This window comes from Erythrobacter sp. YT30 (genome assembly GCF_001542875.1).
Lineage (GTDB): Bacteria > Pseudomonadota > Alphaproteobacteria > Sphingomonadales > Sphingomonadaceae > Erythrobacter.
In genome coordinates, this window is sequence record NZ_LMAF01000001.1 from 86,255 (window position 1) to 101,150 (window position 14,896).

Sequence of the window (14,896 nt, forward strand, 5' to 3'; positions counted from 1 at the left end):
GCTCCCAGCGTGGGTGCCTGACGGACAGCAAACCAATTGCCGCCCGGTGCTCAAGCGAGCATCGGGCGTACTTGATTTAGGAGGGGCTTTTCTCGTCTTTCGCTGAGTTTTCCCCCTCATCATCGCCGATATCGAGGCCATGCTTCAGCAGCATGGGAATCTGCGTGAACGTGAAAAGGAAGGTGAGGGGAAGAAACACCCACAGCTTAGCCCACAGCCAGCTTTCAAATGTGAGGTACGCTCGGAGAACTTCGTTCAAGCCTGCGAGGAATAGGAAAAAGACACCCCAATTGCGCGAAAGCTTGAGCCAGCCCGCGCTTGTTAGTCCTTCGAAAGCAGCCTCAAGCAATATCTTGAGAAGCGCGCGGCCTGCAAAAAAGCCAGCAAGAAGAGCGACGCCGAAGACGGTGTATATGATCGTCGGCTTCAGCTGCACGAACACCGGATCGCCAAAGAAGATTGTTAGCGCACCAAATCCGACGATGAGCGCAGTTGAAAACCACAGCATCGGCGAGACTTTACCGAGCAGCGCGCGGCTGCTGAACAGAGCGATGACGGCGGCAATCATAAAGGCTCCGGTGCCGTAAATGATAGCTGTGAGTTCGCCTGCCGGGTTCGGATCTTCGGGTGCATTCCAACGATAGACGGCGAGGAACACCAGCAGCGGGCCATAATCGATCGCAACATTTAGCCAGCCTGATGCGGGCTTCTTCGTCTGGGTATTCTCAGCTTCGGCCACTACGCCACTCCTGCAATCACGCGCGCGACCAGATCGGGATCGAAGGGGCGCAGGTCTTCCATCTTTTCGCCAACGCCAATCGCGTGGATCGGAAGGCCATATTGCTCTGCCGCGGCGACCAAGACGCCTCCGCGCGCTGTCCCATCGAGTTTGGTCATGATCAGGCCTGTAACACCGGCGACTTCTTTGAACACATCGATCTGTGACAGCGCGTTCTGCCCATTGGTTGCGTCGAGTACTAATACAACGTCATGCGGTGCAGCTTCATTGAGGCGGCCGAGGACGCGGCGGATTTTCGCCAGTTCGTCCATCAACTCGGCTTTATTCTGCAAACGACCAGCCGTGTCTACGATCAGCGCGTCGATGCCTGTATCAGTCGCCTGCTTTACAGCGTCGAATACGATCGAAGCCGGATCACCGCCTTCTGGTCCTTTGACGATATCTACGCCTGCGCGCTCTGCCCATGTCGCAAGTTGGCCAATGGCGGCAGCGCGGAAGGTGTCACCTGCTGCGAGGAGCACGCCATAATCATCCTCCATGAAGAGGTGAGCCAGCTTGGCGATGGTGGTTGTTTTGCCCGACCCGTTGACGCCAATCACGAGGATCACTTGCGGGCGCGGGAATGCCGTCACTTCGAGCGGCTTTGCCACCGGGCGCAGGATTTCTGCGATTTCCTCGGCCACCGCCTCTTTCAGTTCTCGCTCGGTAATGCTGCTGCCAAACCGCTTTTCGGCCAGCTTGGCGCGGATACGGCCTGCCGCTGAGGGTCCAAGATCGGATATGATCAGCGCGTCTTCGATATCGTCGAGTTCAGCGTCGGAGAGCTTGCCTCCCCCGGCAAGACCTGAAAGGTTTTCGCCGAGGCGCTCGGACGTTTTGCGGAAGCCACCAAGAACGCGGTCGCTCCAGCCAGATGGCGCATCGCTCATCGCAGCAGACCTTCGTCGATGCGGGTCGGGGTGACACTCACGATGGAGCCTGCTGACGTGTTTTCCGGAAGAGCAATCCTTGCATAGTCAGGCGCATAGCCTGTGCCATCGCGTTCTGCGAGGACGCTTTGTGCTTTGCCCACATGGGCATCGAGCCATTCCCTGCGGATTTCTGACACTTCGTTGCGCAAGTCTGCTGCGCGGGCCTTGATAAGGGCGCGATCCAATTGTGGCATCCGGGCGGCGGGAGTGCCGGGGCGGGGGGAGAACGGGAAGATGTGGCCGTGGACAATTTCCAGTTCGCGGATGATCGAGAGGTTTTCGGCGTGATGCTGCGCGCTTTCCGTAGGGAAGCCTGCCATCAGGTCTGCCCCCACAGCGATATCCGGACGGCGTGCTTTGAGCCGTTCCACCAGCGCAACAGCATCGCCTCTCAGATGACGGCGCTTCATACGTTTGAGAATGAGGTCCGCGCCGTGCTGAAGCGAAAGGTGAATATGCGGCATGATCCGCTGGTCCGATGCGATCAGGTTTTCGAGCAGGGGGTCGACTTCGATGCCATCCATCGAGGATAGGCGGAGACGTTTTAGTTCACCAAAGGCATTCAGTATGGTGTGAACGAGATCGCCTAGTCTGGGCGTGTTGGAAATATCGTGTCCCCAACTGGTAAGATCGACACCCGTCAGCACAATTTCCTTAGCGCCCAATTCGAGATGCTGTTCTACCTCCGCCAACACTTCGTTGACTGCCAAAGATCGACTGACCCCGCGCCCCTGGGGAATGACGCAGAACGTGCAGGCGTGATCGCAGCCGTTTTGCACCGCGATAAAGGCGCGGGTTTTTGTTGGAGCTAGCGGCGCTTTCTCAGAGGGGATATTGAAACTGCGCGGGTCCAGCTTTGCCGCGTTTGGGATAAGGCCATCGACCTCTTCCATGGAGGCCAATGCCTCGCGCTCGATATCGGCCGCGCAGCCTGTCACGATCAACCGCGCATGGGGGCGTTCGCGGCGCGCTTTGCGGATGGCCTGACGCGTTTGGCGGACAGCTTCGGATGTCACCGCACACGAATTGACGACAACCACATCGCTCTCATTTGCAAGCATGGCGCGCATGCGTTCAGCTTCCGCGATGTTCAAACGGCAGCCGAGATTGATGACTTCCGATTTGCGCGTCGGCTTGGAGGGCGCGTTCATGCAAAATCCCCCCATTCGAACTCACCGCGGAATGCCTCGGCTGCTGGCCCTGTCATGGTGATGGAGCCGCCTTGCTGCCACTTAATCACCAGATCGCCGCCGGGAAGGGTCACTGTCACTGGGCTCTGCACCAGTCCTTTGCGGATCGCCGCAACTCCCGTCGCACACGCTCCCGTTCCGCAAGCGCGGGTAAGTCCTGCCCCGCGTTCCCACACATGCAGCCTGAGGTGACTTTCGCCAGCCACGCTCGCTACATTCACATTCACGCGCTCAGGGAAAACTGGATCATTTTCGATCATCGGGCCGATCGCAGCCAGATCGACCGCGTTCGCGTCATCGACAAAGAACACGGCGTGCGGATTGCCCACATTTACCGCCATGGGTGCCTCAAGCGTGTCTTTGCCCTCACTCCAGCCCACGGGCATGGCAGAGGCATCCATCGCGTATCCAAGCGGGATTTCGTCCCAATCAAATCGCGGTGATCCCATGTCTACGCTCGCGCCGCTATTCGCAGGTGACAAGGCGATTATCCCGCCGTCTGTTTCGACCCGCGCTGGGTCCCCGTGAAGCAAGGCGACCGCGCGGGCGGCATTGCCGCAAGCCTCCACTTCACCGCCATCCGAATTGAATATGCGCATCCGGAAATCAGCGCGCTCGCTTTTTTCCAGCAGGATCAGTTGATCACAGCCAACACCTGTGCGTCGGTCAGCCAGCGCGCGGGCGGCTTTCGCAGTCATGGCAGGCCAATCATCCTTGCGCCTGTCCAGCACAACGAAATCATTGCCCAGCCCGTGCATCTTGATGAAGGGAACGCGCATAGTTTCGGTGCGCATTTATGCACCGCGATGGCCCGCGTCCAGTGCTGCGATTTTGGGGCGATGGCGTTGAAGCGGATCAGTTGGTGACGGTGCGGCGCCAATCGGTCTGGTGATCGGCAAAATCCTCGCGCTCGTTCGCCAGCGCGTCGGCTCGTGTGCGCTTCTTTTCCGATGCCTGGGCCAGCAGACGACCTTTTGCCATCAGGCGCTTGCGCACGTCCTCGCTGCATTCGGGCCGTCCATAGAGATAGCCTTGGCCTTTGAACCCGCCTTTGCCTTTAAGCGCATCAGCGGTGGCTTGCGTTTCAATGCCCTCCGCCGTCAAAGGCATGCCCAGGCCATTGCCCAACGCGATGATGGCATCGACAACCGTGGTGCTGCTGGATTTATCGGCAAGGTCGCGGATGAAGGATTGATCGATCTTCAGGCGATCGAATGGCAGCGTCTGCAATTGTTCAAGACTTGCATAGCCGGTGCCGAAATCATCAAGGCTGACGCGAATGCCCTGGTTGCGGAGGCTGGTGATCATTGAACGCACGAGAGAGATATTGTCGTGCAGACAGCTTTCGGTGATCTCAATTTCAAGGCGGCTCGCGGGAAAATCGCATTCAATCAGCGTTTTCAAAAGCTTCTGCGCAAACCAGGGATCGCGCATCTGCATGGGCGAAATGTTGACCGAGATAGAGAGTGATGGATCCCATTCGCGCGCATCGGCAAAAGCCTTGCGCATGACGATATCGGACAGGTCGTTGATGAGGCCGATTTCTTCAGCGATCGGAATGAATAGTTCGGGGCTTACAAGGCCCAAATCGGGCGATTGCCAACGCGCCAGCACTTCAAACCCGACCAATTCACCCGTTTCCAGATCAACCTGCTGTTCGTAGAATGGCAGGAATTCATCGCGCTCAATGCCATCGCGAATGCCGATTTCAAGCTGGTTGCGGAACCGCAGCTCGTTTTCCATCGAAGGCTCAAACCAGCAGAAGCGGTTTTTTCCCTCTTTCTTGGCGTGATACATCGCGATGTCTGCATGATGCATCAGCGATCCGGTGTCGCGCTCGTCAGGGCTTGTGGCTCTGTCCGTAAACTCGCTAGCGACACCAATGGAAATGGTTGCGTGCAGGGTCAGCTTTGAGAGCTTGAATGGGGTGGCAACGGTTTCAAACAGGCGGATAACGAGGTCATCAACCCGTTCCTGCTGCGCTTTGTCAACAGGAATCACAAATGCAAACTCATCGCCGCCCAACCTTGCAAGCGGCGTATCAACCGGAAGCAGGGCGCGCAGACGTTCTGCCATTCTCTCAAGCAATTGATCGCCGACAGTGTGGCCGTGCATGTCATTGATCTGCTTGAAGTTGTCGACGTCAATCATGGCATAGGCAATGCCTTCGCCGCGTTCGTTGGCTGCTGTTCTCGTCTCTTCAGTGGCGCTCGCCATACTGCGGCGGTTGAGGCAGCCTGTCAGCGGATCGATTTCGGATAACTGCCGCGCAAGTTCTTCGGCGATTTCACGTTCGCGGATTTCAAGGGTGAGCTGCGTGTATCGGCGCCAGCCAAAGATGATGAGAGCGATGTTAAGAAGCAAAGCATTGACGAGCATCACATCGGGCCCGTCGCCGCTTGCTAGAACGACTTTGACGACACTCGGCAAAACCGATCCGCCAGTGCCGATGAAAAGAATTATCGCTGCTGTCGCAATCCCCAGCGTTACGACATCGCGATGCGCGCTGTTGATCCGATCAGGTTCTTGTTTAGTCGCCACCAATTGCTCTCATGCACGTTTTTACGGTGCATTCCCCGTGAAATTGCCTTTCGCAACTGAGGGGACGTACGCAGAGCGCATAAAGATTGGGTTAACTTCGAATTTGCCGTAACATCAGTTTACTTTTGGGTTTTCGCCTCCTTCCGTGCGTAATAGGCGAGAGCGCTCACACCCCCTTGCCGATTTGGAAATCAACAGGAGACGCTTCGTGGCCAAAGACCGCCCCAATTACTGGCTAATGAAATCAGAGCCGTTTAAATATAGCTGGGATGATCTGGTTGAAGAAAAAGAGGGCACCTGGGACGGGGTGCGCAATCATCTGGCGAAGAACAATTTGCAGGCCATGAAAGTGGGGGATGAGGCTTTTTTCTACCACTCGCGCGAGGGCCTGGAGATTGTCGGTATTGCAGAGATAACCGTCGATGGCATTTCCGATCCGACCGATGAAACGGGCAAATGGGCGGCCGTGAAGATCAAGCCAAAACGCAAGTTCGATAATCCGGTGACGCTCAAGCAGATCAAGGCGGAACCCAAGCTTGCCGATTGTGAATTGGTCCGCCTTTCAAGGTTGTCTGTTGCCAGCATTAAACCTGACGAATGGGACCTGATCTGCAAGATGTCCGAAAGCTGACACGTCGTTGGAACGATGAGGGTCGCCAATCCATTGATGAACCAACACACATTCATCAGCGGAGACGACCATGAACAGGTTCGAAAACAAGCGTATACTCATCACCGGCGGAACAAGCGGCATGGGCCTTGCTGCGGCTAAGCAGATCGTCGCAGAAGGCGGCGAGGTTGCTGTCACCGGCACCACGCAAGATCACCTTGATGAAGCTGGCCGTTCGCTGCCTTCAGGCTCGCTTGTGCTGCGCAATGACGCCGCTGATCCCGACGCTGCCAAAGAGTTGGGCGACAAGGTGAAAGAGCAGATGGGCTCCATTGATGGGCTTTGGCTTAATGCGGGTTACGGCAAGTTTGGGCCCAACGATGCGATGGACGCTGATTTCTTCGATCACATGAACAACGTCAATGTGCGCGGCCCTGTTTTGCAGATGGCCGAATTGATGGATGCGGTGTCTGACGGGGGATCGGTCGTCGTTACCTCTTCCGTCTCGCCGTATCTCGGACAGGCTGAGGGCGCGGTTTATGCCGGCACGAAAGGCGCAGTAACCGCGATGACGCGCAGCTGGGCGAACGCTCTGGCCCCTCGCAAAGTGCGCGTCAATTCGATCGCTCCAGGTCCGGTTGACACCAACTTCATGAACGGCATGGGACTGTCCGAAGAGGAAAAGGAACAGTTCCTTGAGCAGATTGAGCAGGCCGTCCCGCTTGGCCGTCTGGCTGAGGCTGATGAAGTGGCGCAAGTTGCGCTGTTCTTGCTCTCCGATCACAGTTCTTATGTGACGGGATCGGAATACATGGTCGATGGCGGAATGACGATGCGCTGATCAATCAGCGCGCTCTCAACCCGCTCACCGTCGCACCGCTCGCAGCGAGCTGTTCGACATCGATTTTCATGTGAATCAGTCGGAGCCCTTTTTTGTCCTTCGCCTGTGCCAGCGCGCTTTCAAATTCGGCTGTCGTCGTGGCTGTCGCCTCCCATGCACCATAGGCCGCGCCTAAGGCGGCAAAATCCGGATTTGAAAGCTGCGTGGCAGAAACACGCTTTGGATAGTCGCGCTCCTGATGCATGCGGATTGTGCCGTAGGCGCCGTTGTCGACCACAAGCACCATCATGTTCGCATCATACTGCGCAGCCGTGGCAAGTTCCTGCCCGTTCATCATGAAATCGCCGTCTCCTGCGACGGCGACCACGGTTCGCTCCGGATAGCGTAGCGCAGCAGCAACGGCAGCTGGCACGCCATATCCCATTGCGCCTGATGTGGGGGCAAGCTGGGTGGGATGGCCCTGATACCGCCAATAACGGTGCCACCAGCCAGCAAAATTGCCCGCTCCGTTACAGATTATCGTGTCTTGAGGCAGCGCCTTGCGCATGGCGGTAACACAGGCAGCCATGTCGAGAGCTGGCGGGTTATCAGCGGGTTTGTGCGTTGCCCAATCGAGCCATTCGCGGTGCGCTTCTTCTCCCGCATCGAAGGGGATGATTCCAGCATCTTCCCAGAGGCTTGCAGCCTCAGCAAATTCATCCATGCAGCAAGCCATCGCAAGATCGGCAGGATAGACGCTGCCGAGCTCGTTCGGGTCTGGGTGAACATGGATCAGCTTTTGATCGCGCGTTCCGGGTAAGGGCACTGTGTAGCCATCGGTGGTTGCTTCCCCGAGACGCGCGCCGACCGCGAGGATCAAATCGGCCTCTTTCACTCGCTTCACGAGCTTGGGATTGGGGCCATATCCCAGATTTCCTGCATAGACCGGCGAAGATGGCGCAATGGCGTCTTGACGTCGGAATGCTGTTGCGACGGGCAGTCCGATTTTTTCTGCAAAGCTTTCAAAGTGATCGCGTGCCTTCACATTCCAGCCAGCACCGCCGATGATCGCGACTGGGCTCGCCGCATCGGAAAGCATCGCAAACATTGCCTGCATCGCATCAGGGCAAACGGCTTGGGTAGGACGATTGACGGCTGGGCGAGGGGAGACATCGGCGGAAACGGTATCGCACAGCATATCTTCGGGAAGCGCCAGGACGACAGGGCCGGGCCTCCCCGATATGGCGGCCGAAAAGGCGCGCGCTACGTATTCGGGGATGCGCGCGGGATCATCGATACGCGCTGACCATTTCGAAATGGGGGCGAAAAAGGCAGTAAAATCAATCTCCTGAAACCCTTCGCGATCTCTCATATCGCGGGCCACATCACCCACGAACAGTATCATGGGTTGCGAATCCTGGTGTGCCACATGGACGCCAATGCTCGCGTTGGTTGCGCCTGGGCCGCGGGTTACGAAAGCAACACCGGGTCGCAGCGTTTCAGCAGCGCTCAACGCTCCGTCCGCGCATGCCATAAATGCGGCTCCGCCTTCCTGCCGCACGGTAATCGTCTCGATCCCATCCGCATCGTGCAGCGCATCGAGCACGGCAAGAAAGCTCTCCCCCGGCACCGTAAAAACGCGATCAGTGCCCTGTTCAGCGAGGCACTCGACGAGCAATTGCCCTGCGGTTTTTGCAGCTGTTTGCGTGGTGTTGCCGGTCATTGAGGCTGCTCTCCCTTTGGTCGCAGCGCTCTATCGCGCACAGCATGGTCAATCAACGCGGTTAAGATAGGTTGGGAACTGTCCCGCCGTGCAACATGGGGAAAACCTGCTCTGGCAAACCGTTAAGAAAGTCTTAACGTCGACCTCATGACTTATGCCAGCCTTACGCAAGTGAGGATCCGTCCCCAACGTGATCCTGAGGGTAGTCAGACCCCTTTCCCCCCCACCAACACGCGCTTTTCTGATGGACGCCGTTCGCTTGTTCTGACTGATGACGGCGCCAACCATCCCTATCGCGCAAGCCTTCCCCCGCACGTGCGAGAGGATTTGCACGATATACCGGCAGAAAGCCTGTGGCGTCTGACAAAGGATGACGTGCGAGGAGCAGTGACGACTTATGTCGCCGCTACCGCAGCCATCTTTGCTTTCATTATCTGATCATTCAGCAGCTTGCGGGGTGAGCGCTTTCGCGTCCTTCTCTGCCTTGTAAAGCAGGTATCCCAGCCACGCTGACACAACCGTCATTGCGGCAGCGAACAGCAATTGTTCGACAACAGGAATGCCCAGTGTCGTCAGCCCAATAGCAAAGATCGATCCGATCACCATCGACAGCGAATTAACAATGTTGTTGGCGGCAATCGTCCGCGATGCCGCGTCATGTTCGCACCGCGTTGTCAGGAACGCGTAGAGTGGCACCACGAAGAAGCCGCCCGCAGTCGAAATGCCTAGCAGCATGAGTGAGAGCGGGATTGCGAGCGGCTCCAAGATCCAAATCTCGACTGGCAACAATTCACCCGCTGCGTTGGGTGTCCAGGCCTTCGCCACGAGATAAAAGCCAAGCACAAACGCGCCCATCACGACGACGGAGAAGGGCGAAAATCGCGCAGACACCTCGCCTTTCAACAGCGCGTTGATACCAACCGAACCAATCGCAATACCGACTGAAAAGATCACCAGAAACAGGCTGGCGACTTCCTTGCTCGCGAGCAGCTGGTTCTTGGCGAGCGGCGGAAACTGGATGAAAAGCACTGCACCAATCGTCCAGAAAAAGCTGATGGCGACGATAGAAAGCCAAATCTCACGATTGTGCATGGTGTCGCGGATCAGGCGCCAGCTCATGACGGCCTGATCGGCCACGGCAACAGGAGCGTAACCAAGCCAGCGCAGCAAGGGGCTTTTCACTTGCTCCGAATAGGGTTCCAGGAGCGGATAGTGCATTTCGTAATCGCTCTGCGGAGGAGCATCGGGCACGAACCGCGACACAAGATAGCCAATAAATGAGGTGATGACGACGAGCACCATCGCGACCTCTACCGATATGAAGCCGGCAAGTATTGTCCCTGTCAGGATGGCGATATAAGTGCCCGCTTCAATCAATCCGGTGCCTGGTAGCACTTCGTCTTTCTCAAGATGCTGCGGGAGGATCGCGTATTTAATCGGTCCCAGGAAAGTCGATTGCGCAGCGGCCAAGAACACCACGAACAGCAAAAGCGGGATGGCGAATGTATGTACCGCGATCCCCTGCCAGGCGAGAAATAGGCCAAATGCCCCGAGGCTGGCCCACCCAATCTCGCAAATCTTCACCGTGCGAATTATCGCTGCTTTATCCCGCGTATCGGCCAATTGCCCGGCAAGCGCTGAAAGAATGACGAACGGCACGATAAAGATAACCGAGGCAAGTCCGCTGAAGAGCGCCTCTTGTTTCTCGTCATTGTAGACAGAGTAAACGACAAACAGGACCAATGCCGTCTTGAACAAATTATCGTTAAACGCATTGAAAAATTGCGTGACCATGAGCGGCAAAAAGCGCTTTTTGCGCAAGAGGTTCGTCGATGTCGTCATGCGTTAATGCGTAAGTGCGCCGATGCGCGTATTCCCCTTAGGCCGCCTGACATAGCGATGAACACTGAGGGCACAAGGTTTGTGGGATGATTGGGTCTGTGAATTGCCATTCGCTTAAGGTTTGGGTTCTAGGCCCAAGCGGCTAAGGGAATCTGAAGATCATGCTGACCTTGCCCAACATCCTTACGCTATCGCGTATTTTGGCAGTGCCGCTGCTGGGCTTTTTCCTGTGGTGGCCGGAATGGAAGCTCGGCTTTCTTATTGGCTTTCTGCTCTATGGTTTGATTGCCATCACCGATTTTTTCGACGGCTATCTCGCACGCGCGCAAGGGACCGTTTCGAAACTGGGCCAGTTTCTCGATCCGATTGCGGACAAGATCATGGTCGCGTCCGTCATTCTTATCCTCACAGCGCAAGGATATCTGCGCGGCCCTTATGTGGGCGATATGCATGTGATTGCTGGCGCTATCATTCTGATCCGCGAGATTGCTGTGTCGGGATTGCGCGAATTTCTGGGCGGGATTCAGATATCGGTGCCGGTTTCGAAACTCGCCAAATGGAAGACGACTTTCCAGCTGATAAGCCTTGCAGCGCTAATCCTGGGCGGTGCAATCCATGGCCAGCCGTGCCAGTCTCTTGCGGAGGATTGCGGCACGGTTGCGGACAACTGGATCCATGTTCTGGGCCTCACGACTCTGTGGGCAGCAGCCGTTTTGACGTGCATTACGGGGTGGGATTACCTGCGCGTCGGCCTCAAACATATGGAATGAATCGACAGTTATTAACGGTTCATCGCAAGCTGCACTCTTGCCGTCTTCGAGTCCATTGTTCCTGAAAGCATCATTCATTTACGCGCAATGTCTCGGCGGCATTTCGTCGGCTGTGAGCAGGAATCGCGGTTAGGCACCGCATCTAACAGCTCACTGACACACGAGGACAAACCAACAGGGATTCACACGGAGGATGACGCTTTTCCCTAGGGGGCGGATCGCAGACTACCCAGAGGGAAGACCCCAAAATCATCGCCGTGACAGGTTAAAGGAGTAATACAATGACCATCACTTCAAAAAGCGCAGCAAAGCTTGCCGTCATCGGCTTGCTTGCAGGCACTGCATCAATTGGTGCGGTGGCGCAGGAGTACACTACTGATGAAGGCGAAGTGCTGACCACTGTGGTCGGAACGCCGCCAGCTGATCTTGAAGGCCTTGCTGAAGGTCCAGAGGTCGAAGGCATCATTTCGGCGCGCAACGGCAATGACTTCCAGGTCACCACCGAAAGCGGCCAGAACATGACTATTTCGCTGAGCGAAGGTACCAGCATCCGTGCATCGGGCGGTTTCCTTGGTCTTAATCGCGATCAATTGGGTGCAGATCAGCTGCTCAATGGCCTTCCGGTGAAAGTGGACACTGTGCAGTGGGCCAATTCGCTTGTTGCTTCGAAGATTGCGTTGAAAGGCAAAGATCTGAAAACAGCTCAGATGATCCGCAACGGCACCGATCAGCGTTTCGGCATGAACGAAGCTGAGATCGCTGCCAACGCTGCAGCAACCGAAGCTCTAAAAGGCCGCGTTGCTGACATCGACAAGTACAACATTCGTGGCACCACGAACGTGTACTTCGACACTGGCCGTTACAACCTTTCAGGTCAGGCACGCGCCGAGCTTTGCCAAGCGGCATCGCAAGCGGAAGCCATGGACAATGCACTGCTTCTGGTGGTTGGCTACACCGATTCAACCGGCAGCTATGAAATCAACCAGGAGCTTTCTGAAAAGCGCGCTGGCCGCGTTGTGAACTTCCTCCAGCAGGAATGCGGCTGGCAGCCATGGCGTATGCTTACGCCAACCGGCATGGCAGCATCTGATCCAGCTGCTGACAACACCACGCCGGAGGGCAAAGCACAGAACCGCCGCGTTGCTGTGAATATCCTCGTCAGCAAGAGTGTTGACGGCATCTAAGTCTCACTTGGACTGAACCACGAGCGGGGTGGGGCAACAAAATCGCTGTCTCACCCCGCTTGCATTGGGGCTTCCGCCCTTTGCCTGGCTCCACGTCGCCCCAACGCGATAAGGCCTGTGGCGAGCAACAATTGCAGCGATCCGTACAAGAGCAGCGCAAACAGCACCGTGTCACCGATTGGATCTGATGCGGCAGCGGCAGCCGGAAACAGCGACGCTTTCAGCATTACGCCAAGATTGATGTTGCGCACTGTCACTTCGATCGTAATCGCGCTCTGATCGGGCGACGAGAGGCGCGCCGCCTTTGTCGCGACCCAGCCAGCTAGCATCAAAACTACGACCAGCCCGGCGGTTATCGCAACATTTGTCGCACCAAATGCTGCGAAATCGAGCCTGCCGGAGGACGCTGATCCAACGACGATCAGGACTATCCCGAAGAGCGAAGCACGCACGCACCATTTCGAAAATGCTTCAGCAATCGAAGGCATCAATTTGAGGATGACCATCCCGATCGCGAGCGGCAGCAACAGCGCCAACGCAATCTCCGTCATGATCCGCATGCGCGGCATTACGAAATCGGCCGGCATGTATTCCGTGATCAGCAGTTCGAGGATCAGCGGCGTCGTGAACAGACATGCAAGCGTTGTGAGCGCGGTGATGGTTATCGACAACGCGACATTGCCGCGCGCAAAAAAGGTAAAGATGTTGCTGACGGTCCCGCCGGGTATCGCTGCAATCAGCGCGAGCCCAACGGCAATTCCTGCGGTAAGCCCAAATGCGGCAATAAAGCCGCCTGCGACCAGTGGCACGAGCACCAATTGAATGACCGTACCAATGCTTACCGCTTTGGGCTCAATCAAGACTTCGCGAAAATCGCGAAGGGTAAGCGTGGCGCCCATGCCGAGCATTGCGGTAAACAGCTGGAATACTGCCACCCAGTATTCATATTCGAGATAAAGCTCGCCCATAAGACCCCCGGCCGCGAAGAGCGCGAGCTATGCCCTAACACCGCCAGCTCGATCAAGCGTAGCGGCTTTTTTCCATTTCAGAGGGTTTTGGCGCGCCCAATCATGGCTGGACGGTCTGAGGCTCCATCTCTTTCCACATGGCTGGATCATCGGAATCCGATGCGGCGTTGTATGTCGCCTTGTTTGTTGTGGAGAGGCTTTTTTCGACGTCTTTGTCGTATCCCTTAACGACAGCAGCGGCAGTCTGTTCGTTGAACGAGTTTCGCGGTGAGCTCGTCGACACGATATTGCCCAAGTATTCGAAAATGCGGGTCATCGCGCCCTTTTCCGTGGGCTTGGAAATCCGAACTTTCTTTCCCGGTTCCACCACAACAAACTTGCCATCCCGGACCAATACGGCGCGCGCTGTCTTGCTGGTGGAGATGACATCACCAGCCTTCAAAACTGTTCCCTTGGCGCCGTAGAGCGGCTTGTCTGCACGAGTGACGGTAACTTGCCCATCGGCGTCCGAGATCGTCCAGCTTCCATCGCTTGCCCAAGCTGCACTGCTAGCAAAGAGCGCCGCTGTCACACCGATTAGTTTCGTTATCTTCATCATGATTTCAGTCCGAAGTTACCCGTGGATTGCGGTTAACCTAGGGAAAATCATTTGGATTTGAGTTGAAGCGCACGGTTTACAAAGCCTTACGCGGATGATGCACGCTTACGCTCTTTGCCTCGTAATTCTATCAATTTGATAACGATGTAAGCCACACACCAATAGGCAATAAGCAGTTCTGCAATCTCAGTTGTCCAGCGGATTGGCTGGATCGGCTTGAACGGGTTCTCGAAAATTTCCGCATACACCTTAAGCAAAGCCATTAGGAGGATGAGCAATACAATCGGGAGTAGGGCCTTGGGTGATTTAACAGCAGACCAGAGATTGTCAGAGAGCAGCCAGACCCTCGGTAGACTCAAGGTCAGTGCCGCAATGCAAAAGACCATGTAAAACCGTCCTGCCTTGCCGTGCATTCCTTCGAGATTGTGCAGGGTCATCTCGTTCTGCCGATTGCCACCTTCGATGAATCCCGGAATATCATATCCAAGGATCGGTTGGCCCCATTGCACCTCTTCCATGGCGACCAAAAACGCCGTGGCAGCAAAGCCTATGAACAGAATTGCGATAAAGCTGTCTTTCCGATCCCTCCAATGCCGGAAGGCGAGAATTGCAGCCGCCACGGATGCGGCAAGGAAGCAGCCAACTGTTGCCATTTCCGTGAAGGTGTATTCTCGGCGGTCCAGAAAACCGCTCACGGCGAAGTCGTATGTTGCAGGATTGAAAGCGAGTGCGAACCAAGTCGCCGATGCCAGCAGCGGAAGCCAAATCAGCAATAGTGCGGAGAAAGACTTCCGGTCTAGAATGCTCACCTCAATTCAGGAGGGATCCTGATAGCCTGAGTGATTGTTTTTACTGATATTTTTACAGGGGCTAGGCCGATTGTCATAAAAACGCAACAAACGCCAAGGCTTCTCGTCCCTCTTCAAGGGCGAGTGGTCGC

15 protein-coding genes are annotated in these 14,896 nt (G+C 56.1%); 5 read left to right on the forward strand and 10 right to left on the reverse strand.

What is annotated here, in order from left to right; translation table 11 throughout:
• Nucleotides 1-76: 76 nt before the first annotated feature.
• The 5 genes from AUC45_RS00450 to AUC45_RS00470 all read right to left on the reverse strand — a co-directional run bounded on the left by AUC45_RS00450 (nt 77) and on the right by AUC45_RS00470 (nt 5,441).
• Nucleotides 77-739, reverse strand: coding sequence for an inner membrane-spanning protein YciB (locus AUC45_RS00450; RefSeq protein ID WP_067596791.1), 663 nt, complete (start codon nt 737-739; stop codon nt 77-79).
• Nucleotides 739-1,668: a signal recognition particle-docking protein FtsY gene (gene ftsY, locus AUC45_RS00455; RefSeq protein WP_067596793.1), complete on the reverse strand. Its 930-nt coding sequence runs from the start codon at nt 1,666-1,668 to the stop codon at nt 739-741. The genes AUC45_RS00450 and ftsY overlap by 1 nt, the downstream gene beginning before the upstream one ends.
• A complete protein-coding gene (locus AUC45_RS00460) occupies nt 1,665-2,861 on the reverse strand; it encodes a MiaB/RimO family radical SAM methylthiotransferase (RefSeq protein WP_067596795.1) in 1,197 nt (398 codons plus the stop codon). Before AUC45_RS00460 ends, ftsY begins: the two co-directional genes overlap by 4 nt.
• On the reverse strand, nt 2,858-3,679 hold the full coding sequence (gene dapF, locus AUC45_RS00465; RefSeq protein ID WP_067598802.1) for a diaminopimelate epimerase: 822 nt from the start codon (nt 3,677-3,679) through the stop codon (nt 2,858-2,860). Before dapF ends, AUC45_RS00460 begins: the two co-directional genes overlap by 4 nt.
• Nucleotides 3,680-3,755: 76 nt before the next feature.
• Nucleotides 3,756-5,441, reverse strand: a complete 1,686-nt coding sequence (locus tag AUC45_RS00470; protein WP_082700892.1) for a bifunctional diguanylate cyclase/phosphodiesterase — start codon at nt 5,439-5,441, stop codon at nt 3,756-3,758.
• Nucleotides 5,442-5,679: 238 nt separating this feature from the next.
• Here AUC45_RS00470 and AUC45_RS00475 point away from each other — a divergent pair, with 238 nt between their 5' ends.
• Complete coding sequence (locus AUC45_RS00475; RefSeq protein WP_067598804.1) at nt 5,680-6,072, forward strand: EVE domain-containing protein; 393 nt, start codon at nt 5,680-5,682, stop codon at nt 6,070-6,072.
• Nucleotides 6,073-6,142: 70 nt separating this feature from the next.
• Nucleotides 6,143-6,892: an SDR family oxidoreductase gene (locus AUC45_RS00480; protein ID WP_067596798.1), complete on the forward strand. Its 750-nt coding sequence runs from the start codon at nt 6,143-6,145 to the stop codon at nt 6,890-6,892.
• Nucleotides 6,893-6,896: 4 nt separating this feature from the next.
• On the opposite strand, the gene AUC45_RS00485 is transcribed toward AUC45_RS00480, so the two are convergent.
• Nucleotides 6,897-8,594, reverse strand: a complete 1,698-nt coding sequence (locus AUC45_RS00485) for a thiamine pyrophosphate-binding protein (protein ID WP_067596801.1) — start codon at nt 8,592-8,594, stop codon at nt 6,897-6,899.
• 147 nt (nt 8,595-8,741) lie between these two features.
• On the opposite strand from AUC45_RS00485, the gene AUC45_RS00490 reads away from it, so the two are divergent.
• On the forward strand, nt 8,742-9,032 hold the full coding sequence (locus AUC45_RS00490) for a hypothetical protein (RefSeq protein WP_067596803.1): 291 nt from the start codon (nt 8,742-8,744) through the stop codon (nt 9,030-9,032).
• Here AUC45_RS00490 and AUC45_RS00495 read toward each other — a convergent pair whose 3' ends face one another.
• A complete protein-coding gene (locus tag AUC45_RS00495; RefSeq protein ID WP_067596804.1) occupies nt 9,033-10,436 on the reverse strand; it encodes an MFS transporter in 1,404 nt (467 codons plus the stop codon).
• A gap of 161 nt (nt 10,437-10,597) precedes the next feature.
• Here AUC45_RS00495 and pgsA point away from each other — a divergent pair, with 161 nt between their 5' ends.
• Nucleotides 10,598-11,206, forward strand: coding sequence for a CDP-diacylglycerol--glycerol-3-phosphate 3-phosphatidyltransferase (gene pgsA, locus AUC45_RS00500; RefSeq protein ID WP_067596805.1), 609 nt, complete (start codon nt 10,598-10,600; stop codon nt 11,204-11,206).
• A 281-nt stretch (nt 11,207-11,487) separates the two neighbouring features.
• Nucleotides 11,488-12,390, forward strand: coding sequence for an OmpA family protein (locus tag AUC45_RS00505; RefSeq protein ID WP_067596807.1), 903 nt, complete (start codon nt 11,488-11,490; stop codon nt 12,388-12,390).
• 50 nt (nt 12,391-12,440) lie between these two features.
• Here the strand turns inward: AUC45_RS00505 and AUC45_RS00510 are convergent, their stop codons facing one another.
• The 3 genes from AUC45_RS00510 to AUC45_RS00520 all read right to left on the reverse strand — a co-directional run bounded on the left by AUC45_RS00510 (nt 12,441) and on the right by AUC45_RS00520 (nt 14,651).
• Nucleotides 12,441-13,358, reverse strand: coding sequence for a bile acid:sodium symporter family protein (locus AUC45_RS00510; protein WP_067596809.1), 918 nt, complete (start codon nt 13,356-13,358; stop codon nt 12,441-12,443).
• A gap of 100 nt (nt 13,359-13,458) precedes the next feature.
• Nucleotides 13,459-13,956, reverse strand: a complete 498-nt coding sequence (locus tag AUC45_RS00515; RefSeq protein ID WP_067596810.1) for a hypothetical protein — start codon at nt 13,954-13,956, stop codon at nt 13,459-13,461.
• An 86-nt stretch (nt 13,957-14,042) separates the two neighbouring features.
• A complete protein-coding gene (locus AUC45_RS00520; RefSeq protein ID WP_156423703.1) occupies nt 14,043-14,651 on the reverse strand; it encodes a hypothetical protein in 609 nt (202 codons plus the stop codon).
• Between the last annotated feature and the right edge of the window lie 245 nt (nt 14,652-14,896).